General features: G+C 49.4%; 16 protein-coding genes. 11 read left to right on the top strand and 5 right to left on the bottom strand.

From position 1 onward, the window contains the following. Nucleotides 1-74: 74 nt before the first annotated feature. From LKX83_RS02080 to LKX83_RS02035, 10 genes are all read left to right on the top strand, one after another. On the top strand, nucleotides 75-1,352 hold the full coding sequence (locus LKX83_RS02080; RefSeq protein WP_227880801.1) for a DUF455 family protein: 1,278 nt from the start codon (nucleotides 75-77) through the stop codon (nucleotides 1,350-1,352). 137 nt (nucleotides 1,353-1,489) lie between these two features. Further along, a complete protein-coding gene (locus LKX83_RS02075) occupies nucleotides 1,490-2,683 on the top strand; it encodes a GntR family transcriptional regulator (RefSeq protein ID WP_227880420.1) in 1,194 nt (397 codons plus the stop codon). A gap of 169 nt (nucleotides 2,684-2,852) precedes the next feature. Continuing rightward, nucleotides 2,853-3,755, top strand: a complete 903-nt coding sequence (locus LKX83_RS02070) for a carbohydrate ABC transporter permease (RefSeq protein WP_227880418.1) — start codon at nucleotides 2,853-2,855, stop codon at nucleotides 3,753-3,755. 47 nt (nucleotides 3,756-3,802) lie between these two features. Further along, complete coding sequence (locus LKX83_RS02065; RefSeq protein ID WP_227880417.1) at nucleotides 3,803-4,666, top strand: carbohydrate ABC transporter permease; 864 nt, start codon at nucleotides 3,803-3,805, stop codon at nucleotides 4,664-4,666. Between the two features lie 125 nt (nucleotides 4,667-4,791). Then, entirely contained in the window at nucleotides 4,792-6,183 is a 1,392-nt protein-coding gene (locus LKX83_RS02060) for an ABC transporter substrate-binding protein (protein WP_227880414.1), read from the top strand. 131 nt (nucleotides 6,184-6,314) lie between these two features. Then, on the top strand, nucleotides 6,315-10,247 hold the full coding sequence (locus LKX83_RS02055) for a malectin domain-containing carbohydrate-binding protein (RefSeq protein WP_227880409.1): 3,933 nt from the start codon (nucleotides 6,315-6,317) through the stop codon (nucleotides 10,245-10,247). A gap of 81 nt (nucleotides 10,248-10,328) precedes the next feature. Further along, complete coding sequence (locus LKX83_RS02050; RefSeq protein ID WP_227880407.1) at nucleotides 10,329-11,150, top strand: phytanoyl-CoA dioxygenase family protein; 822 nt, start codon at nucleotides 10,329-10,331, stop codon at nucleotides 11,148-11,150. Between the two features lie 47 nt (nucleotides 11,151-11,197). Beyond that, nucleotides 11,198-13,861, top strand: a complete 2,664-nt coding sequence (locus tag LKX83_RS02045; protein ID WP_227880403.1) for an alpha-mannosidase — start codon at nucleotides 11,198-11,200, stop codon at nucleotides 13,859-13,861. Between the two features lie 46 nt (nucleotides 13,862-13,907). Then, entirely contained in the window at nucleotides 13,908-14,351 is a 444-nt protein-coding gene (locus LKX83_RS02040; protein WP_227880401.1) for a glycosyl hydrolase-related protein, read from the top strand. A 113-nt stretch (nucleotides 14,352-14,464) separates the two neighbouring features. Further along, on the top strand, nucleotides 14,465-17,266 hold the full coding sequence (locus LKX83_RS02035; RefSeq protein WP_227880400.1) for an alpha-mannosidase: 2,802 nt from the start codon (nucleotides 14,465-14,467) through the stop codon (nucleotides 17,264-17,266). A gap of 151 nt (nucleotides 17,267-17,417) precedes the next feature. On the opposite strand, the gene LKX83_RS02030 is transcribed toward LKX83_RS02035, so the two are convergent. Together LKX83_RS02030 and LKX83_RS02025 are read right to left on the bottom strand one after the other, a co-directional pair. After that, nucleotides 17,418-18,545, bottom strand: a complete 1,128-nt coding sequence (locus LKX83_RS02030; RefSeq protein ID WP_227880399.1) for a cytochrome P450 — start codon at nucleotides 18,543-18,545, stop codon at nucleotides 17,418-17,420. Nucleotides 18,546-18,631: 86 nt separating this feature from the next. Then, nucleotides 18,632-19,210: a TetR/AcrR family transcriptional regulator gene (locus tag LKX83_RS02025; RefSeq protein ID WP_227880397.1), complete on the bottom strand. Its 579-nt coding sequence runs from the start codon at nucleotides 19,208-19,210 to the stop codon at nucleotides 18,632-18,634. Nucleotides 19,211-19,668: 458 nt separating this feature from the next. Here LKX83_RS02025 and LKX83_RS02020 point away from each other — a divergent pair, with 458 nt between their 5' ends. After that, nucleotides 19,669-20,145, top strand: a complete 477-nt coding sequence (locus LKX83_RS02020) for a GNAT family N-acetyltransferase (protein WP_227880395.1) — start codon at nucleotides 19,669-19,671, stop codon at nucleotides 20,143-20,145. A gap of 308 nt (nucleotides 20,146-20,453) precedes the next feature. Here LKX83_RS02020 and rplD read toward each other — a convergent pair whose 3' ends face one another. From rplD to LKX83_RS02005, 3 genes are all read right to left on the bottom strand, one after another. After that, entirely contained in the window at nucleotides 20,454-21,077 is a 624-nt protein-coding gene (rplD, locus tag LKX83_RS02015) for a 50S ribosomal protein L4 (RefSeq protein WP_227880393.1), read from the bottom strand. Between the two features lie 305 nt (nucleotides 21,078-21,382). Next, nucleotides 21,383-21,649, bottom strand: coding sequence for a CD3324 family protein (locus LKX83_RS02010; protein WP_227880391.1), 267 nt, complete (start codon nucleotides 21,647-21,649; stop codon nucleotides 21,383-21,385). Nucleotides 21,650-21,819: 170 nt separating this feature from the next. Continuing rightward, entirely contained in the window at nucleotides 21,820-22,854 is a 1,035-nt protein-coding gene (locus tag LKX83_RS02005) for a Cfr family 23S rRNA (adenine(2503)-C(8))-methyltransferase (protein ID WP_227880390.1), read from the bottom strand. Nucleotides 22,855-23,030: the final 176 nt, after the last annotated feature.

The raw sequence follows: 23,030 nt of genomic DNA, 5'->3' as shown, positions 1-23,030 counted from the left end.
AGCTCCTTTACATTCTTGACCTTATAATTGAGGTGAAATTCATATCTCATGTGGTAAAGGAGTTTGATCCAGTGATGGCTTATTTTAGCTCTGAAGAAGCATTAAAAAAATTGAAGTTGTTTTTTTCTTTGGAATTCGATTTGATCCGTCATACGATTGGCTATTGTCCTCGCATCCCTCGATATCTCGACAAATGTCAATTCGTTCGACATGTCTATGAGGATTTAAAGCGAAGCCGCATGCTCCGAGAAAGAATTCAGGATTTCGGACTCGCACAACCAGAGAAGCAATTAAACGAAGCATGGACGAATCTGGTTCGCCATCTGATGAGCGCGGCGGATGCCGACTTTTTTATCGCGGCGTTTTATCGTGTTGTGAAGGTCGAGCAAGTTGCGGCTTACAGAACCTATATTCAGAATACGCTTCGCTTGAATGACGCTCCGTCGGTGGAAGTTTTCGAAGATCATCTCCCGGCGATGGAGAGGCAGATTGCTTGGGGAAAACAGTTCGTGGAAGCGGGAAGCATTTCGGCTGACAAAGAACGCGAAGTGATCAAGTTCGAAATTGAAATTCGCGATCATATTGCAAGGTTGGGGAATTTGTATGGAGGCAGCTCACAGGAAAACGTCAACATAGAAACGGAATACCCGGATTATGAGGTGCCTGCCGAGATGGAACTGGAGCCCAGGTTTGTATGGAGAAGCGCTGAACGTATTTTTGATGCCGTAAATGAAAACGAGGAGCATCCGACCCACCACTCGTATACTCACTTTACGGAATTGCCCATTATCGATTTAGTAACAAACATCGTTTATGACGGCAGACATATGCCGTTTGAGTATATTGCAGATTTTATCCGCCAAACCTGGGATGAAGCGCGTCATTCGCAAATGGGGTTTTCGCGTCTACGTTCTATGGGGGTAGACCCTTATCAAGTTCCGATTCCTGTCGGACACTACAAAGCATATACCTCTGTACCGCTGCTGGAAAGAATTGCAGCTCTGACGCAGGTTGGGGAGGCTTGTTCATTCGTACCCAAAAAACAATGGACGAAAATGGCTGTTGAACACAACGATTTGCTTACAGCACTCGAACATGACTACGATGTAGTGGACGAAAAAAATCATGTTAAATTCGGAACGAAATGGATGAAAGAACTGATCGCGAAAAATAAAGAAACCCGTGACTTTAAGCAGATTGTTCAAGATGCTGAATGGAAGGTCAGAACGGGAGTAAACGAACTAAAGAAGGAGAAAGGAGAGAAATGGCAAGCTGATCTTGGACCACGCTTTGAAGGTTGCCAAGTCAGCAATTCTCCGTTAAATCTCGCACCGAATATTATTATTGCATAAACTTGCACAGAGGAGTCCCGAATAGCATTGGTGCAGAGCCGTTGGAGAACGTACTGTTCTCCGACGGTTCTTTCAATTTGCAATCATATCATTTAAGTATATAATGATCTTAATATATTAGGGTGGTGTTTCCTGACATGTCAGATAAGAAACCTTTATACCAAAGTATTGTCGATCATTTTATACAGCAAATTGAGGGAAGGCAATTGGTTCCGGGCAGCAAACTGCCATCCGAAAAAGAACTGATGGATTTCTTTGGCGTGAGCAGAATAACGGTGATCAAGGCTCTGGATGAATTGTCTCATTCCAGCCATATTTATCGGGTGAAGGGAAAGGGAAGCTTCGTCTCCGAAAACAGCAAGAACGATGTTCGAATCGACGGCTCTTCGGCAAATGGCGCGCTTGAAGACGCTTCGATGAAGATTTTCTCGGTCGTGCTTCCTTATAGCGAGCAAATCGGATATGAAATATTGCGTGGCGCGGAAAAAGAATTTGAAAAAATCGGCGGCTATGTTACGACTCACAACTCCGAGTACAAGCCTGATCGTGAACGGGAAATCATTCAAAAATTAAGGGCGGACAAGGTTAGAGGCATCATTATCTATCCGTGCTCCAGTGAACATAATATTGATTTATTCGGCGATATGCTGATTGATGGATTTCCTTTTGTCATGATCGACCGCGATATCAAGGAACTCCACACCCCCCACGTTTATTCTAATAACTTTCAGGGGAGCTATGATATTGTCTCTTATTTGATCGGCTTGGGGCATCGCCATATTGCTTTTGTCTGTTCGAGATTACGAGAGGTTACTTCGATTTTCATGCGATACAGAGGGTATTGCATGGCCCAAATCGATGCCGGCATTACGCTCCAACCCGAATTGCTGATCAGCGACTTGATTTCCTCGGACGATCCAGCCGAAAATAATCCATCGGAAAACCCGGAACCGCACTTTTTGGCGGCATCGCGGGTAATAGAGCGTTTAATGTCGCTGGAGCAACCGCCTACCGCTATTGTGGCCGATAACGATTACTCGGCTATGTTTCTCATGAAAGCAGCGATGAAAATGGGCATCAGCATTCCGTCCCAGTTATCGATTACCGGCTTCGACAACCTTCCCTTTAGCAATCATATGGATGTTCCTTTAACGACAGTGGAACAATCCTTCACCAAGATGGGCGAGATGGCCGCACGGATGTTGATTGAGCGGGAGGGGGGCCTTCAGACCGAATCCAATGAAGTGATCCTAAAAACAAGTATCGTCATTCGAGAATCAACCGCAGCACCAAGGTCCGAAAAAATAAATTGGCCCGCTCACAGCGAATAACATAATATATTATGCTTGATCAACTTTATTTTTTTTTTGATTTTTTAAGTGACAGCGCATACATTTTGCCCTATAATGAGTAACTGTAGACGCATGATATGTCATGTAAGATGTAATGAGGCCTTTCCACTCAAACATAATATGTTAAATAAACATCTTGGGGGGAATTATGAAATCAATCGTGCAAAAGTCGAAATATGGAGCATCTCAACGTCGAATTCGAAATATCGAGGCATGGGCCTCGGTAGGACCCGTCATGGTCTACATGTTCATATTTTCTTTATTGCCGGTGATGTTTGTTATCTATCTTAGCTTTACGGAATGGAATGGAATCATTGGCTTACCGCAGTGGGTTGGACTTAAAAATTTCGTGAACTTCTTTTCATCCAGCCAATATTTAAAGGTTTTGTGGCAAACGGTTTATATCGGCGGCATCGGGCTGATTCTTGGGATGACGCTCCCATTCCTGCTGGCGCTGCTGTTAAACCTGAAAATTCGGGGACAAAGCGCGTATCGGACGGTTTGGTATATTCCCGTAGTGACTTCATTTGCCGTCATGTCGCAAATTGTCATCGTTTTCCTTAATCCGATGGATGGTTCACTAAACCATTTTCTGTTGAGTATCGGTTTGCAGCGGGTCGATTGGCAACTTAGCACGTTCTGGATGGTCTTTTGGATTACGATTTTCAGCCAATGGAAAGGAATGGGAGGCGGTGCGCTGCTGTTCCTGGCGGGGCTTCAATCCGTCGATCCGTCCGTGTACGAAGCAGCCAAGATAGACGGAGCGGGGAGATGGCGGCGCATGGTGTCGATCACCGTACCGCTGATGAAGCCAATGTGGGCATTCGTATTTGTAATGGGGATCAACGGAATGTTTCAGGTTTTCGAGCCCATTTATTTTATTACGCAAGGCGGACCGAAAGGTACGACGACTGTTATCGTTTACCAACTGTGGAAGGACGCCTTCGTGAACTTTCAGATGGGAATGGCGAGCGTTGGCTCCGTCGTTATTTTATTGATTGTAATGGCGTGTACAATGGTCAGCTTGAAGTTATCCAAATCGATTTATTAGGTGGTGATCGTATGCACTCGAGCGCTTTGATCAGGGGAACCGCGCATGTGATCTTATTTGCAGGCGGGCTTATGATGCTGTATCCGCTGCTGTATGCTTTTTTTGGCGCCATGATGGATCCCTTCGAGTATTTAAGATCCTCAAGCTTGATACCCATTCCATCTCACTTGAATTTTTACAAATTTGCAGAGATGGTAACCTATAAAGATTTCCCCTATTGGATTCGCAATACGTTGTTCAGGATTACCTGGTATCTGATCTTCATGGTCGTGACATCGGTCGTGCTCGGCTATTTTTTCGCCAAAGGAACGTTTGTCGGCAGAAAAGCGTGTTTCTACTTCATCTTGTCCACGATGATGATTCCATCCATTACAGCCATGATCCCTTCCTATGTGATGTATGCAAGATGGCCTTGGACTGGCGGTAATGATGTTTTTTTCGGTGGGCACGGCCTGTTGAATTCATGGGGGGTTTTGCTCCTGCCCGGTCTCGTTTCCGTCATGTCGTTGTTCCTGACCAAGCAAATGTATGACACGCTTCCCGGCGAATATGAAGAATCGGCTCGTATGGACGGAGCAAGCACGTACCGCATCATTTTTCAAATCTACGCGCCTATGTTGAAGCCGGTACTTGCTGTGATTCTGATTACCGATTTCAATGGCATATGGAACGATTTCATGACGAATTTGATCTATACCGACAATCCAGGCCGCAATTTAACGACGATTTCTTACGGCATGACGAAATTACCGAAACTGCTGAGCAATATTAAACTGCAAGATCATTTCGTAAGCGATTACCCGGGGATATTTGCTGCTGCATTTATGATCGTATTACCGACAATCGCGGTCTATCTGTTGGTTCAGCGCCATATTGTCCAAGGGCTGGCGATGTCGGGGCTGAAAGGATAGGGATAGATACTACCGATTGGGGAGGTGAGGCCAGAAGAGGGAAGGTTGGAAGCGGCATCATGGACAGTATATGAAAGGCATGAGGGGATCATTACAGCTTGTATAATAGGGAGGTTTCATTTGAGATGAAGAGATTAAAAAAAACGATGATTGTTTTTATGCTAGCCGGGTTGTTGTTGACTGCGTGCAATAATTCGTCCCCATCCTCTAATGAATCAGGTGCGCCGAGTGCTTCATCCGGCGCGACTGACAAAACTGCCGAAGGCGGGAAAGAACAGAAGGATGTTACGCTTGTCGTATGGGTCGGCGGCATGAACTCGAGTGAAGAGATTGAGGCGGATAAAGAAAAGAAAGAAAAGGAAGGCAAAAAGATAGAAGGTCAAGTGGCGGCTACATATAATTTGATCGCCGCGTTTGAGAAAGAACATCCCGGCGTGAAGCTGAAATTCGAAAATCATGGATGGGGCGAAGAATTGACCCAGAACGTTCAGAGGGCGGTTCTGGGCGGCACGGCTCCCGATGTTGTCGCGGGAGAGTCACAGGTGTCTGAGTTTACAAAACTAGGCGCATATAAAGCCCTTAACATTGACGATATGAAGGATGACATTATTTCGGGTACGATCAAAGCGGCAACTAAGGATGGCAAAGTGTATGGCTTGCCTTTGAAGTCGGGAACATTCGCGCTTCAGTACAATCGGGATGTGCTGAGAAAAGCGGGCTACGACCCGGATAAGGATATTCCGACGACTTGGGATGAATTGCTGAAGATGTCCGAAGAGATCACCAAGAAGGGCAATGGAGAATACTACGGCTTTATGATTGAACCCTCGCCGGGAACGGGAAGCATGTTCCGCTTTCATCCTTGGCTCCAGCAATTGGGCGGCGATTTCGGGACGTCCGAAGGAGATGTGTTATTGAATACGCCGGAAGCGTTGAAGGTATACGAGTTTCAACGCAATCTGTCGCTGACATCACCGCCAGGAGCTGCAGCGATGACCGATGAGGGGCAAATCCTATCGGCATTGCATAGCGGAAAAGTAGCGTTCCAAATCGACGGTCCGTGGCAAATCGATTGGGCCAAGGGCGATAAGTGCGATTGCGGCTACGCCAGAATGCCTGTACCGGAGGCTGGGAAAACCGGGAATTCGATTATCGGCAACCCGATCTACTCGGTGCTTCGGGATAGCAAGAATCCCGATCTAGCGGAAGCATTCGTCAAATTTATTGCGTCTCCGGAAGGTCAAGCGATCCAAATGAGGGAAATGGCCATTTTGCCGGTTAACAAAAAAGCGATAGACCTGGTGCCGGATTATTTTACGCGGTATCCCGAGATGAAGGCGTTCTACGACGAACTCGAGCAATCCGTCAACTTGTCGCCGCTTCCGGAGTTCAAGAAAAATTCTTCCCAGATCATCGACATCTGGACGATATTGAAGACACTTGTGTTCGACCCGAAACAGGATATCAAGAAAGTATCGGATCAGGCTCAGAAAAATGCTGAGGATCAATTGAAATAAGGAAAGGCATTCGGTGTGAGAAAAAGGGGGGGATGTTAACGTACGAACAATATCCCCCAATAAGGGGATCAGGGGATCAAGTGCCAGTTTGAAATGTGTTCTATGGTTATTAAAACAAGGAGGCTAATCTGATGAGAAGAAAGCTGCTCCGGTTTTTGATAGCTTTGATCTTGATCTTGGCGTTGATAGCCCCCGCCATGGACTCCGCGTCGGAAGCGGAGGCAGCAAGTCTCGGATCGACGATTTATGTGTTTGATCTCGATCAATACCGCGATACGGCGGACCGTACCGATTGGTACGACATGGAGTTGTTTGTCAGTACATTGCAAGGCATCGTCAACCAACAAGGCCCGAGGCTGTATATTCGCAACCATAAGTTTGGCGCTCCTTTCGGAGATGTGGCCACCTCTGAGTACAACAACATCAATTCTTATTGGTTGGACAAGTTTACACAACGGGGGCAATGGTTGAGTGAAGCGACGGTAACGACACTATCAACGATTGAGGATCTTGTCTCCACCTTCAACAGCAGCATTAACGGCCTGATCCTCTGGGATCCGAAAGTGGATGCAACCGTTAACGTGGCCACGACGATGGCCGGTTACGAAGGTGCTCCCATTGTAATGGCCGGCGGCAATTTGTATAACCGGCTGACAAGCGAGCCGAACAATTTGGCTGTGAAAACAGGCTGCTCCTGCAACCTGACGACAGCCAACGGAGGAGGGCCTTTCTCAGGTGCCAACGCGAAGACGGACGCTTATACATGGGCGAAAACCAATTATTTAGATACGGGCAAAGTGAATGCCGGCCTGATTGGCTTTATTGAGGATGGGTTTGTACGTCAACCGGGATCGATCAATCCGCAAAGTTTCGCCGTAGAGCGCGACTACCTTGTAAAAAATAAAGGGTTTGCTTTCGATCTGTCGCCCTGGGGCATCCAATCGGTCGACGGCAATGAGAAACCGGGCGACGCGCCTAACGAAGGAACAGGTACGACGAATACGACGATCTCAAGAGACAGGGAGGTGCTGTTATCGATTCTGCAATCCTCCTATTCGATCTGGGGTCAATATTGGCCGATCGAAATGACCGGCTTCATTCCCTGGTGGGATAAATATTCTTCTGTCGGCAACAGGGGTTCGCACGATCCGGTGTCCGGTGAATGGAAGAGCGTCGAGGAATTTTCTAAATACAACGTCCACATTTCCAGCGCGATCGACACACTTGGTTATGGGAACGCTTCTTTCCATTCCTGGGCGCCGATCGGCACCGGTTTGAAAAATATGCCGCAATCGCCTGCCAGACCCGTGCTAGGAACGAATAAAACCTATGTGCTGTTTTACATGGGTGATCATGATGGTGGGATGCTCCATCAATCGTTACCTTATATATGGGAAGATAAGGGAAGGGGCAAATATCCGTTAGCGTGGGGCGTCGTGCCGAACATGATCCGCGACTATCCGGACATCGCCCAGTACATGTACGATACGGCAACGCCTAACGATTATTTCTATGCCGGCTCTTCCGGAGCGGGTTACGCGAATCCCGGCATCCTTCCGAGTCTGGACAATTGGACAACCTGGAGCGAACTGCTCTATAAACGAACCGGCATGACGATGTCAGGCTTTATCAATAACGGAAACGGAGGTGCGCCAAGCAATACCGTTGAGCAATCCTATTCCCAATATAGCGCGGATGGCATCACAGTTTATACAGCGACCGGCACCCCTGCTGTCCGTAATGGCAATATGGCGGTTATTACGAACAACTTGGGTGTGGACAGATACGACTTGAATTCGGCGGCAACGACCATTTACAACGCAACTTCAGCATTAACGAATCCGGGTGGACAGAATAACTTTCTTACGATCCGCTCAGCGTTTGCTAGTCCTTCTTTCATCAATGACTTATATGAAAAAATGCGGGCGGATCATCCGTCCTGGAATTATGAAGTGGTCGATCCTTTTAGCTTCTATAGCTTGATCAGGCAGGCCACTACATCCAATGCTAATGATGGTATCGTCCTGTCTGTCGATATGCCCGATCAAATGGTCGCCGGCAATGACTACGATGTCAGTGTAACACTTCGAAATGTTGGAAGTACAACCTGGACGATGGGCTCTAACGACCGGTTCGGCGCCGGTACGAGCAACCATTTCATCTGGAAAAACTTGAACGGCGGATATTCCACCGGCGCAACAAATCAAAGAATATTTCTTTCCTCGGGAGAAAGCATCGCACCGCAAGGCACGAAGAAGTTTACGTTTACGATAACGGCTCCGGCGACACCAGGTGCGTATACGTTCAGTGGACAGATGGTGCGCGACGGGGTTGCTTGGATGGGAACTCCATATACAAGATCTATTCCGGTCGTGGCGGCGTCAGGAGATCGAGCGATCGTCACTTCCGTCTCCGTGCCAACCGAATTGGCCGAGGGTGCAACAGGGACGGTTAGCGTAACCGTGAAAAATGTCGGCAGCACTACCTGGTCGGTAGCAAGCAATTACCGTCTGGGCTCTGTTCCGGCTTACGATTTAGACTTTAAAAAATCGATTGTAAACAGCATCATATGGACCGGACCTTCCGGTTGGGGATTCAGCAATTCCGAAACGAATCAACGGGCGTATTTGGCCGCTGGGGAATCCATTGCACCCGGCTCCAGCAAGACGTTCGCCTTCAGCGTGCAAGCGCCGGCCAAACGAGGGAAATATGTGTTTTCCGGTCGCATGGTAAAGGATGGGACGGCCTGGTTCGGTCCGACGTTTGAGAGAGAGATTACGGTCGTACCTTCCGTTCGCGCCGGATTGGATGCAGCGATGGTGAACAGTGCCGCTGTTCCCGTTTATATGCCGGCCGGCTCGAGTAGAAGGGTGACGATTTCTCTCAAAAACGTTGGAACGGAAACGTGGACTCGCACGGGAAATTATCGACTTGGTGCGACAGCGGCAAACGAATTTATGTTCAGCAATTTCAAGGACGGCGGCAGCAGTGCTTCGGCCACGAATCAAAGAGTTTATTTGAAGGCACAGGATTCCATTGCACCTGAAAGCGTAAAATCCTTCACTTTCGATATTACGGCTCCGGCTTCGGCAGGGATGCACACGTTCTCGGTCGATATGATTCATGAGGGGACGGGTTGGGCGAATCAAGCCGAATCTTTTAACGTGAACGTAACGAATGCCACGAATGATGCGGCATTCACAAACGATAACATTCCGTTGCAAATGGCGGCGGGTTCCCAGCATTCCGTGGAAGTCGAACTGGTGAATAAGGGCTCGGGGAAATGGACTTCCTCGGCGAATTACCGTTTAGGTACGCCGACGGGCAACGATTTTACCATCGTGAAATTTAATGATGGCGGGTACAGCTCCGGTGCTGCGAATCAGCGCGTGTTTTTGAACAACAATGATTCTGTTCGTCAAGGCGATAAAAAAATGTTCAGATTTGATCTCCAGGCTCCAACTGCGCCGGGAACCTATAATCTTGTGCTGCAAATGGTACAAGATGGAGTAACCTGGTTCGGCGATACAAAAACAATTTCGATTCAAGTCGTAAGCCCGAAAGTATACAGGGTTAATGCAGGAGGCAGCGGATTCACCGATGCCGGCGGGCGAGCATGGGCGGCGGATCAGGCATATTCATCCGTGCAAGGTTACGGATATACCGGAACGATTGCGGCAGGCTCTACGGCAAACACAGTTACGGTTGTCGATCGTGACAATGACGATTTCCCTACGACACTGTTTCAAAGCGAAAGACATGGCAGATCGTTCGGTTACCAGTTTGACGTGCCGAACGGCACGTACCGGGTTCGACTTGCGTTCGCAGAGCTTGCCAAGACGCAATCCTATCAACGCCAGTTTTCTCTGCAGGCCGAAGGGAACGACATCTTATCCGGTTACGACATCTATAAGATGGTATACGACCGCATCGCCGGCGGACAATATCGGGGTCAGCGCTTTGAGTTTACGGTCGATGTGGCGGACGGGCAGTTAAATCTGGACTTTAACGGGCAAACAGGCGACGCGCAGGTGAACGGTATTGAGGTCGAACGTCTCTACTAACAAAGATACACATTATTCCCCATTCCCCTTGATTTGTGGTATTTCGGCAATGCAAAAAAATAATAGAAAGAGGCGATGAAGATGAACTTAACTCAAGCGCAAATCGATTTTTTTGAAACATTCGGATTTATCAAGCTGCCTCAGCTTATGTCCGACAGCGTCGATTGGATCACAGACGAATTCACCCAAACCTTCAATGGATATTCGCTGGTGAATCCGCACGACGGTACAAAACGCTCTTGTATTTTTCCCTTTATCGATCAACGCGAAAAAATGAATACGCTGCTGGACGACCCGAGAATCGAGGGGATCGGAGCTTCGCTGCTCGGCGATGACTTCAACTACATGGGTAGCGATGGCAACTATTATACAGGCGAGACCAGCTGGCATCGCGATGGGATCCACCGCAAATACAAACATCTCAAAATCGCGATTTATCTCGATTCGTTGGACGGGAACTCGGGCGCGCTTCGCGTCATTCCGGGAAGTCACCGATTGGACGACCGTTTCGGTCAAGATTTGGATCAAAAAACGCAACGATCCCAAGAAAACTGGGGCGTCCCGGGAGATCAGGTACCGGCTGTCGCGATCGAGGTGACACCCGGCGACGTTCTGGTGTTCGACCACAATATTTTCCATTCCTCGTTCAAGGGCGGACCGAACCGAAGGATGTTTACCATCAATTTATGTGAACGTTACAAAGAGGAGGATTTGCAGGAGCTGCGCGATTATCTTGCAGGGCATGCGCGTTTCTGGATCGATCGCAATTATTCCGAAACGATGATGAGAACGGCGTCTCCAAGCCGTATGAAGCATTTGGAGCAGGTCATGGCCAATGACGGCCATTTGGCAGCGCTGTCTGCACAATTACGGAAGACGATGTCGGAACCTTCTCGAAGTTGAACCATTGGAAGAAAGATAAGAGCAAATTGATAGGAGCGAGTATTGATTTGGAGAATAAGACGGTTCATATTATTTCTCATTCCCATTGGGATCGCGAGTGGTACATGCCATTCGAAAAGTTTCGCATGAGGCTGGTTCAGCTGATGGACCGGGTGTTGGAGCTGCTGGAAACCGAGGGCAACGGGTTCGAGTTTTTCCATATGGATGGACACGTGATCCCGATTGACGATTATTTGGAAATTCGGCCCGATCAGGAATCCAGGATCCGTAAGCTGGTGGAAGCCGGCAAATTGTTCGTCGGTCCGTGGTATGTGTTGCAAGATGCCTTTCTGACGAGCGGCGAGGCGCAAGTACGCAACTTGCAAATCGGCTTGCAGCGGGCTGAACAGCTCGGAGGGTCTGCGAAAATCGGGTACTACCCGGATACGTTCGGCAATATCTCGCAAACCGCGCAGCTGCTGCGCGGGTTTGCGATCGACGCGGCTGTATTCGGTCGGGGGATCAACGCCATCGCGGAAAACAATACGGTCGATGCCGATTCGATCGACCGCTATCCGTCCGAATTATGGTGGGAATCGCCGGACGGCTCCAAAGTTTTATCCGTGTTTCTAGCGAACTGGTATCATAACGGAATGGAATTGCCGACGGACCCCGATGCGGCAAGGGAACGGGCCAAAGTGGTGCTGGAGAACGTCGAGCGGGCGGCAACGACGCAACACCTATTATTGATGAATGGCTGTGATCACCAGCCGGTACAGGCGGATATCGGCCAAGCCATCGACATCCTCAATCGCATTCTGCCCGACTATACGTTTGTTCACAGCCATTTTCCGAATTATTTCGCCTCGCTTCGGAATGATCCGGCGAATTGGCCGACGGTATCAGGCGAGTTGATTGGCGAATATACGACGGGTTTAGGAACGCTCGTCAATACCGCGTCCGCGAGGATGCATCTGAAGCAATGGAACGTACGACTTCAGACGGAATTGGAACGGTGGGTGGAACCGTTTACGGCCATCGCTCATTTACTCGGCGATCCCTATCCTGAAGCTTTTGTCCGTCACGTATGGAAGCTGCTGCTGCAAAATCATCCGCACGATTCCATCTGCGGATGCAGCATTGATGAAGTGCATGAGGAAATGGTGGGCCGTTACCGTAAGGCCTGGCAAATCGCCGAAACGCTAAGCAGTAAAGCTTTGGAGTCGATTGCAACGGCTGTCGACACCGCGTCGCTGCTTGCTTCTGCCGAATCGGAAGGCGTGGAAGGCCATGCGGTTCCGGTTGTCGTGTTTAATCCGCTCGGTTGGGAACGAAGCGAATGGGTCACGGCGGAGGTGGATGCCGAGGAGGAAATTCAAACCGACCGTTGGGTGCTGCTCGATTGCAAGGGAGAACCCGTTCCGTATGACTGCGAGGATCGCGGCTGGGTGCACGGTTTTACGCTGCCCGACGACAAGTTCCGCGTTACATGGAAAAAACGGCGCTACATCCTGCGCTTCTTCGCCAGGAACGTTCCCGCGGTAGGCCATCAGTCGTTTCTCTGGATGGAAAAGGCGGCTATGCCGGCTCCCGAATTCCCGCAACGAAAGCTGCCAATCTGCACGGTCTCCGACAGTTCGGCTTTGCTGGAAAATGCGTATTTACGCGTCGAAGTAGAAGGAGACGGCCGAGTTCGGCTAACGGACAAAGAGACAGGCAGGGTGTTCAAGGATTTTCTCATCCTCGAGGATACGGGAGACATTGGAGACGAATATATGTATACCGCCGCACAAGGAGCGGAGCCGATCACAACGGCCGGTCGCCCGGCGCGACTGGAAAATGTATCGACCGACTTTGCCGCATCCGTTCGCCTGGAGCATATCCTCGAGCTTCCAGTGGCGCGCGAAGCGTCGACGCGGTCAAGTCAGAAGAAAAAGCAAAAAATCGAAATCCTATTGAGCCTGGGAACGGAATCGCGCAGCGTTGACGTGGAGGTTAGCCTTGATAATCAAATTAAGGACCACAGGCTGCGGGTGTTGTTCCCGAGCGATCTCCGTACGGACAGCGTCTATGCGGACGCGCCGTTCGACGTGGTGAAGCGGAATATCGAACCGTGGAGCGGATGGACGAACCCGGCGCGCAACGAAAGGATGCAATCCTTCTTCGATTTGAGCGACGGATCGGGCGGTCTCGCGATTGCCGCGGTAGGTTTGCCGGAATACGAAGTGCTGCGTGACGGCCGAAACACGATGGCCCTGACGCTGTTGCGCTGCGTCGGCGAACTGGGCGATTGGAATTACTTCCCGACTCCCGGCGCGCAATGCATCGGGCCTTACTCCGCCCGTTTCGCCATTGTGCCTCACCGGGGAGACTATCGTTTCGCGGTGCGCGAAGCTTATCAGTTCAATGTACCTATACGCGCGATCACGACTTCCATTCATGGGGGAAGCCTGGCGACCGAGCTGTCGTGGGCGGCCATCGAAGGCGATCCATCCGTTCAACTCACCGCGCTGAAAATGGCCGATTCCGGCCAGGGATTGACGCTTCGGCTCGTGAACTTGGGCATGGAGGAGCAGGTTGTTCGCATGAGCGGAGAACTCTTCAAACGAAGCCGCACAATGTTCGAGACAAGCCTAAACGAACAAATCATCGGACCTATGGAGCGGGAAGAAGCGGCGGTTTGCCTGACGCTGACTGCCAAAAAAATCGCCACCCTGGTGACGGAGCAATAGTTAAATGATGTCGGATTCGACACTTTTGGCTGGACGGAGGAATAAAGTGAGCGACAAGCGTGAGAGCATCAAGAAAATTTTTGTCGTTTCTCATACCCACTGGGACCGTGAATGGTACCAGAGCTTTCAGGGATACCGCACCGACCGGCCGATCGGCAAGGTGACGTACGAGACGAACCAGCGCCGCGAAGCCTCCTTGCCGCTGAAGCACTCATTCATAACGGTCGGAACGGCGGACCTGATCATGAGCGCTGTCAAAGAGCCGGCAGATCGAGCGGAAGGCAGCATCCTGTGCCTGTTCAACGCTACAGACCTTCCTGTGCAGGACGTTCTCACATTTGATCGCCCTGTCACTTCCGCCGTCATTGTCAACCTCGACGAGCAGCCTGTGGGACCGGCGCTCGCATCGGGACGGACGGTAACGGTGAATGCCGGTCCGCGGCAAATCGTCACGCTCGAAATCCGCTTTTCATCTGGCTCTACAGAGTAAACGGGATACGCTGAAGGATATCTATCTGCAACTTACTTGAGCTGTAGATAGATATCATTCTTTAGCCGGAAAATCCCGGATTATCAAGTATCCGCATACAAGGAGAGAACGACATGCATCCGCTCGTGCCCAAATTACAGCAACTGAACAAACATAAAGCTTCCGGTTATTGGCCGGAAAGGATTCTGACCCAGCTCGAATATGGTTACCGCTTGTCCAAAGTTAACGAAGGGCGCTTCAATTCACTGCTGGAAGAGGCCGTCGATTATTTGACCGACCGGGCTTCCGAAGAGGGCGTCATTACGCGAAGCGCCGCCGTTCAGGCGGAAGCCATGATTTCCAGTCTCTCGCCGGAGGCCAAGAAGTTTAGGATGCTGTGCGTAGGCCATGCCCACATCGATATGAACTGGATGTGGGGATGGGATGAGACCGTTCAAATTACGCTTGATACGTTCCGGACGGTGCTGGAGTTACTGAAAGAATATCCGGATTTCAAGTTCTCTCAGTCACAGGCGGCGATTTACCGCATTGTCGAGGAGTACGCCCCGGAAATGCTGCAGGAGATCAAAGAAAGAGTCAAGGAAGGGCGATGGGAGGTTACGGCGTCTCACTGGGTGGAAGCCGACAAAAACATGCCGAACGGCGAAAGCTTGTCGCGCCATCTGCTCTATACGCGCCGTTATCTTTCCGAGCTGCTGGATATCGCACCGGAATCGCTGAATATCGATTTCGAGCCGGATACGTTCGGACATAGCGCGAACGTTCCGGAAATATTGGCGGGTGGCGGAGTCCGGTACTATTACCATTGCCGAGGCTATGAAGGCCACCATATCTATCGATGGGTTGCGCCTTCGGGCAAGTCCGTGATCGCGTACCGCGAGCCGACCTGGTACAACAACTATATCGAGTATGGGTCGGGGCTGTACGTGCCCGAGTTCTGCGCGAAACACAACATGACGACCATGCTCAGGGTGTATGGAGTCGGAGATCACGGCGGCGGTCCGACGCGGCGCGATATCGAGCGTCTTATTGATCTAGCAACATGGCCGGTCTATCCGACCGTCGAATTCGGCACGTATGCGCAATTTTTTGCCCTTGTCGAACAAATCGCCGATGAGCTTCCGGTTGTAGATAATGAGCTGAACTTCGTGTTCAGCGGCTGCTACACCTCGCAAAGCCGAATCAAGCTGGCCAACCGGACAGCCGAGGCGGCGCTTTACGAAGCCGAAGCGCTCGGAGCGATTGCCCATCTTCAAACCGGTGCGGCTTATCCGATCAATCGATTCGAGGAAGCTTGGCGGAACGTGCTGTTTAGTCAATTTCACGACATTTTGCCGGGTTCCGGCGTGATCGAGACGCGAGAGCATGCGCTGGGACAGTTCCAAAACACGATGGCGACGGCCAATTCATCGCGTCATCGGGCGCTTCAGGCGATATCTGCCTCAATCGACACGTCAAGGTACATCAGCGACGAGTCGATTGCCGATTCGATTTCGGATGGCGCCGGCGTCGGCTACGGCAGCAAGGATTTCAAGGTCACGCAAGTTGGCCGAGGCAGCGGCGACATGCGTATTTTCCATGTTTTCAACACGACGTCGACTGAACGGGAAGAGGTTGTCGAATTCGTGCTGTGGGACTGGAACGGCAATCTCTCGCAAGTTGTATTCGAAGATGATAAAGGCTGCGCGACAGACCATCAGATTATCGATCAAGGGTTCCATACATACTGGGCCCACCATTTCATGCGTGCGCTCGTCAAGGTGCGAGTCCCAGCCTTCGGTTACAGCACCTATGTAATGAAAACGAAAGTACAGGAAGAACCGCTTCACTTCCAAATCGAGCCCCGAGTGGAGAAGGTGGACGAGTTCATCCTTGAAAATGAGCGGATTCGGGTGTCGTTCCATCCTGTTAACGCTTCGATTCGTTCGTTCATTGACAAAGAGAGCGGAAAGGAATTGATCGACCCTAACCGTCCTTCCGGGATTTTCCGGTTCGTACAGGAAGACTTCAACAAGGGAATGACGTCCTGGATCGTCGGCCGTTATATGGATATTCAATGCGCGCACCAACAGGTTAAGCTCACGAAGCGGTATGACGGTTCCGGCGTGCGCCAGGCGATTCGTTACGAAATGTCGTTCGGCGCATCGAAGCTTGCAGCCGAAGTGTCGCTCGATGCGGGCAGCAGCCAACTGGGCTTCGAAGTCGAATGCGACTGGCAGGAAATCGGCAAGATGGGGCAGGGCATTCCGCAGCTTCATTTCCATCTGCCGTTCGACTACGATTGCGACGAATATGTCTATGATATTCCATTTGGTACCGTGGTCCGTGGGGCGAGGGAGCAGGACGTTCCCGCGAACGGTTGGGCGTTCGGCCGCCGCAAGGAAGGAAGGAGCCGGTCGTTCATGCTGCTGGCCGGCGCCAAGCACGGCTTCCGCGGCATGGACAACTCGCTTAACGTCACGTTGCTTCGCAGCTCGTACGATCCGGATCCGCATCCGGAGCTGGGCATTCATCGCTTCCGGTTCGCCGTCGCGCTGGTCGGCTCCGAATCGAACAGCGAGCTCATTGATTTAGGCCAGAAGTTTCTTCATCCGCTGCATGTCGTAGCGGACAAAGCCCACGAGGGCAGATTGCCTACAACGTACAGCATGGCTGGACCGATATCCGGCGGAGTCGCCGTCTCCGCGGTCAAGCTGGCGGAAGACGGGAGCGGGGATTGGATCGTACGGTTTTATGAGACAGAAGGGAAGAAGACGGAGGCGGGTATGCGGCTTCCCGGTGCTCCGCGGCAAGCGCGGCTCGTTGATATGCACGAAGAAGCGCTTCCGGGTGCGCCTGCCGTCCGCATCGACGGCGATCAGGTGACCGTCTCGATAGCCTCGAACACGATTGCAAACATCAGGCTGACTTTTTAATATTGCAGCTTATTCTAACAAGGAGCGGTGGTTCGCAGCGAAAATTTGTTTGATATGCCTTCAATGACAGGTTTCTGATCTGCTTCTTCCGGCAGAGCAGAAACCTTTTTTGTTATCTATAATATTTAGACTGCTGCCTGCAGTGTCTGAGTTATGTCAAAACAATCGGCAGTTCCTTCAGCGCAAACATCATGGTGCTGTCCATCCGCGCAAGCTTCTCGGCACGGTCCCGGCGGTATTTGGGGAAACGGTCCAGCAGCGTTTCGATCGCGATTTTGGACTCAAGCCGGGCGAGCTGGGAGCCCAGGCAGTAATGAATGCCGCTGCCCAATCCCAGATGCGGGTTTGGGTTGCGGTGGATATTAAACGCCTCCGGACGGTCGAATACCTTCTCGTCATGATTGGCCGACGCCATCCAGATATGGACGAATTGACCTTGCTTCAGCTCTTGCCCGCCAAGGACCGTATCCTGCTTCACGCGGCGGAACATCAGCTGCACCGGGGAGAAATAGCGGAACACTTCCTCCAGCGCGCCCGGAATGAGGCTGCGGTCAGAGAGCAGCTGCGCTCGGACGTCCGGCAGGCTGTCGAAACCGAGCATCGCCGAGGCGATCAGGTTGGTCGTCGTCTCGTTGCCGGCCACAAGGAGCAGGATACAGAAGCCGATGATCTCGAGGTCCGTCAGATGCTCATTGTCGATGCGCGCCTCCACCAGCTTCGTGACCAGATCGTCCTGCGGATGGCGTCTGCGGTCTTCGGCAATTTCGGCGAAATATTCGCTCATTTCGCGCTGGCATTGGTTGAAAGCTTCACCGCTGTTCCCCACCAGCGCATCGGACCAGGCTTTGAATTGTTCGCGGTGATCGAGCGACACGCCGAGCATTTCGGCAATGACGACAATCGGCAGCGGGCTGGCCAAATCAGCGATGGCGTCCATCCTGCCCTTATTCTCCGCTTCGTCCAGAAGCGAGGTCGTGATCGACTGGATTTTGGGAGCCAGCGACTCGACGACGCGCGGCGTGAACGCCTGGGTCACCAGCCGGCGCAGCTGCCGGTGCTTGGGCGGATCCTGCCGCAGAATGCTGTGCTCGAGCGGGTCTTCGGAGTCAGGGAAGGGAGAGGAGGAATAAATGTCGTGATTCGTGAAAACCGCCTTTACATCGTCATAGCCGAAGACCTCCCAAACTTGATCATCGTTGCCGGACAGGACCACGGGGGACTCCCGCCGCATCTTTTTAAACCATTCCAAAGGCAGCAGTCCGTTTTCATTCCATTCCATGAAGCAGCACCTTCGCTTTCTTTTCAGATGATAGAATCTAAATGTCAGGCAAGCCCATTATCGATCATTGCGCAAAAAGTTCCTGCTTAATCAAGCGGCTTAAACAGACCTTCGGCAACCACCGTGAATACGAAGCTTTCCAGATCCTCGCGGCTGTACGCCTCCTGGTGGCTCAAATAATAGTTGCACGTACTTTCCAGAATGCCGATCGTGCTGGCTGCAGCCAGGTTTGCATCGATATCGCGCACGACGTAGTCCTCGCATTGAGCCTCCTTGAAAATACTGGCGATAAAGCTTACATGCTCGCGGCGGAGCTGCTTCAGCTCATCCAGCACATCAGGCTCGATGCCGTTGGACATTTCGTTGAATACGATATGGGCAAAATGGCGGGAATCCAGGAACAAGTCCAGATGATGCCGGATAATGCGCAAAATTTGCTCTTTCATCTTGAGGTCCGAATGTATGACGGTTTTCGTCCGTTCCATGATGTCCTCGAATCCGGCTTTCACCACGGCTTTGAACAGCTGCGACTTTCCCGGGAAGTTGTAGTACAGGGTGCCTTTGGCGACCTGTGCCCGCTGGGCGATCTCATCCATGCTGGCACGGTGGTAACCGCATTCGGAGAAGACGCTGGTGGCGGCGTCGATAATCTTGTCTTTACTCAAGGGGGTGTGTCAGTCCTTTCCTTCTCATTTATCTATTGGATGGAATTAATCTGACTGGTCAGTTCAAAAATAGCATAGCATGCTGGGAATATTTGGTCAACAGTGATGTGCCATACGATGACTTCTCTCTATTTACCAAAATGTAACATTTTAATGATCTTCAGCGTGTTCATAATAGGCTATGTTAAATTACGAGTAGTTGATAATTGCGAACGCTTGTTCTATAATTAGATAGACATCATGGTTTGAAGATGATTAACCATTGGATCTACTTTCTGCAAGGTCTGATTTGCCCCCATTGCAACAGCCATTCGGTTGTGCGATTAACGCACCAGAAGAAACGAATAGCAAACTTTGACGGTCGGCTTTTTCTTGTTGAACAAACTGGAGGATACTTCCATATCAATGTCTAAATGAATCTGTGGATTGTATAATTTTTTACCTTAATGAGGTGTAATATGGAAATCGTGATGTTGCGTGACGTAATCGAAGATGACCTGTCGATTTTTTTTGAACAGCAGTTGGACACGACTGCCAATTTTATGGCCGCCTTTACTGCTAAGGACCCGTCGGATAAGGTCGCTTTTAAGGCACATTGGGAGAAGATTTTAAACAATGAGGCGATTATAAAAAAGACGGTAATTTATAGTGGAAATGTGGCTGGACATGTCTCAAGCTTTGAACAGTTCGGTGAACGGGGAGTCGGCTACTGGATCGGACGTGAATACTGGGGGAAAGGTGTCGCGACTGAAGCACTCTCTCAATTTCTGGATTGTATAACCATTCGCCCCCTTTATGCTCGTGCGGCGAAGGATAACATTGCTTCCATTCGCGTATTAGAAAAGTGTGGTTTTGAGATAAAAGGGGAAGACAAGGGATATTCCAATTCACGAGCTGAGGAAGTTGAAGAATTTATCCTGAAGTTGTCTAAATAGACAGCCATTGTGGACTCAACTAATGAGATGTTAGCTCAATTAACCACCCTCCTCAGAAGGCGGTTAACTTTATACCCAAAATCAACATTAAGGCATTTTCCATCTTCCAAAGGGAACAAAATTATTTAAAGTGATGAATGTCGAAACCAGTGCTTTTATTGCAGTTCAAGATGATGGCATATTCTATAAAACGGAAAAAATGGAAGGGATGAAAACGGCAGCAATTAAGGTTGCTGTCAGACTTAAAAAACAGGGTTCCCGTTTCGGGACCCTGTTTTTCAAATGTGACTTTTCTTTGTTTGTTTAAACTAAGCGTACATTTCCGTAATCATGGCGACCGCTTCTTTAGCGATGATTAATTGATCACAATTCAGAACGTTGTATACATGAAGCGAATCGGCAACGGCGGTTTCTACACCGGGAATGTTACTTGCGCTTTTACAAACAAATGGATTTGTCGAAGGGGTAACGATGAGCGCCTTTTTCTCTGATCCAAGAGCACTAAGCATTGCTACTATAGACTTTGTCCTGTAATTTTCTAACGTGATCTCGTCGACGACAATGAATTCCTTGTTCAGTACTTTGCTGGATAATGCAGATTTTAGAGCAAGCTGCTTCACTTTTTTATTGATTTTGTAGCTGTAGTCGCGAGGTTTAGGAGCAAATACAATACCTCCGCCACGCCAATGCGGCATACGAATCGAACCAGCTCTAGATTTATCGATTTTATTCTGCTTATACGGTTTTCTGCCGCCGCCTCTAACTTCGCCACGCGTTAATGCAGATTGTGTTCCGCTGCGTTGATTGGCCAAATAATTGACTACTGCATCATGCATAACCGATTCATTGGGAATGATTCCGAAAATGGATTCTTCAAGCTCCATTTCACCGACATTCATCCCATCCATATTAAAAATCGTAACATTCAACATGATTCTTTCCTCCAGATCCTAATCTTTCACGAGATCGGCACTCGCATCCACGGTAAAAGCTTCCTTGCACTAGAAAACGCGTTGATGAACATTTTTTGTATATTTACAATCTCATCCATTCTTTTAACCTCCGTTTGCCCTGCTACATGTTAGAAGAACCATGGTTATAAAAGTAGCAGACAGAAATCGCATAAACTATATACCAAACGATTCTGTAATGTTTGGTATAACCTAACTGGGGACAATAAAAAAAGATGGTCCCGTGTGAGAACAGGGATCATCTTTAGACAGCGTAGCGTTATTAATTAGGATTTGTTATAAATGATTTTTCTGATCGCATACACAGAAAGGTAATAAGCATCTGCAATTTCTTGAATCGTATTACCTGACATATATGCTTTTATGATTTCAACGTTTCGCCTATCGATCTCTTCACGAAAACCGGATAATTCTCCCCAATGTTTATGTTGATCCTTTAATGCGGGAACATAGATATATTCACCTTGTACAAAATGTTGCAATTTCTCAACCAAATCTTTAGGGAGAATCTCATTCGCGTTAATATATCTCATGTAGACTCACTCCTTGAATCAAAAATATCTCAAGTAGCAAAGCCAGCATGATTGGTGATGAGGTTATTCCATGCAAATATCACCAAATCTCTGTCTTTGCATGGAATCGAACATGGGTGATTGTAAGATGAGACAACATTCATTCTCCTTTACAGTAATTTCACTGCAATTTACTTGTTGTGCCCGTATAGCTGACCGCATGCTGCATCGATGTCCGTTCCGAATTGCGTTCGCACAGTGACTTTGATTCCCTTGGACTGTAAGATGCCGACAAACTTATGAACCCGATCTTTGTCCGATTGACGATAGCTTTCAGGGGTCACGTCAGTTGAATTATAGGGGATCAAATTGACGTGATACAAATGTTCCCAAGGACCTCTTTGCTTGAGCAAAGCAGCAATGGCTTCCGCATGCTCATTTGAATCGTTTTCGCCTCGAAGCAATATATACGCGATATAAACTTTTCTACCTGTATGACGAATATGCTCATCCAACTTGTTCAACACATCATGCAGCGGAAACCGATTGTTAATGGGCATTAGCGCGCTCCGCTGTTCGTCGAACGGAGAGTGCAGCGAAAAGGTCAGGTTGACCTGTGGAAATTCTTTGGTCAGACGATCGATGCCCGGCAAAATTCCGATGGTGGAAACCGTAATTCTTCGATGTCCCAAACCGAAGATTCGCGGATCTGTTAGAATCTTAAGCGTGTCGAAGAGATTAGGATTGGCAAGCGCCTCTCCCATGCCCATAAACGAAACACTATCCAAAGCTTGACCGTTTAAATGAAAGTACAACAGTTGATCGGTAATTTCATCGGCGGTTAGATTCCGTTTCAGTCCGATTGTGCCTGTAGCACAGAAGCGACAGCCATATCCGCATCCGCACTGACTGGAAATACAATAGGATTTCCAGCCGCGCTCATAGCTTAGTTGGACGGCTTCGATGTGTTCGCCGCCATGAATGGAAAAAAGCACTTTATTCACTTGGCTGGATGTCTTTTGCATGACGGGGGTCAAGTTCAAAACGCGTTCGCCAAGGCTCTTTATTAATTCGTTTCTGATCCCCTTGGGGAGCATGGTCATTCTGTCATATTCGTCCATTCTTTGCTTGAAGATCGCATCCATGATTTGTTGAAACCGATAGGCGGGTTGTTTCAATTCGATCAAGATATGTTGAATCATTTCGTATTTCGAAGTTGATTTCATGTTTTTCTCCTCTTGTGCCGGAGAAAATACCTTAAGCACCAAAAAAAGGTACTTAACATCTACATTAACCAACTACAATAGAAACTCCATAGGTTTGCAGCTTCAGCCGCTACGTGCATCTATCGATAGATGGATAATGCTCCGGCATCCGTTTATTTTGATCGTGAACCGTACCA

It is taken from the genome of Cohnella baijiui, from assembly GCF_020731285.1.
Classification (GTDB): domain Bacteria; phylum Bacillota; class Bacilli; order Paenibacillales; family Paenibacillaceae; genus Cohnella.
The sequence above is the reverse complement of the archived record's forward strand: the minus strand, read 5'-3'. Positions and strand labels throughout refer to the sequence as shown.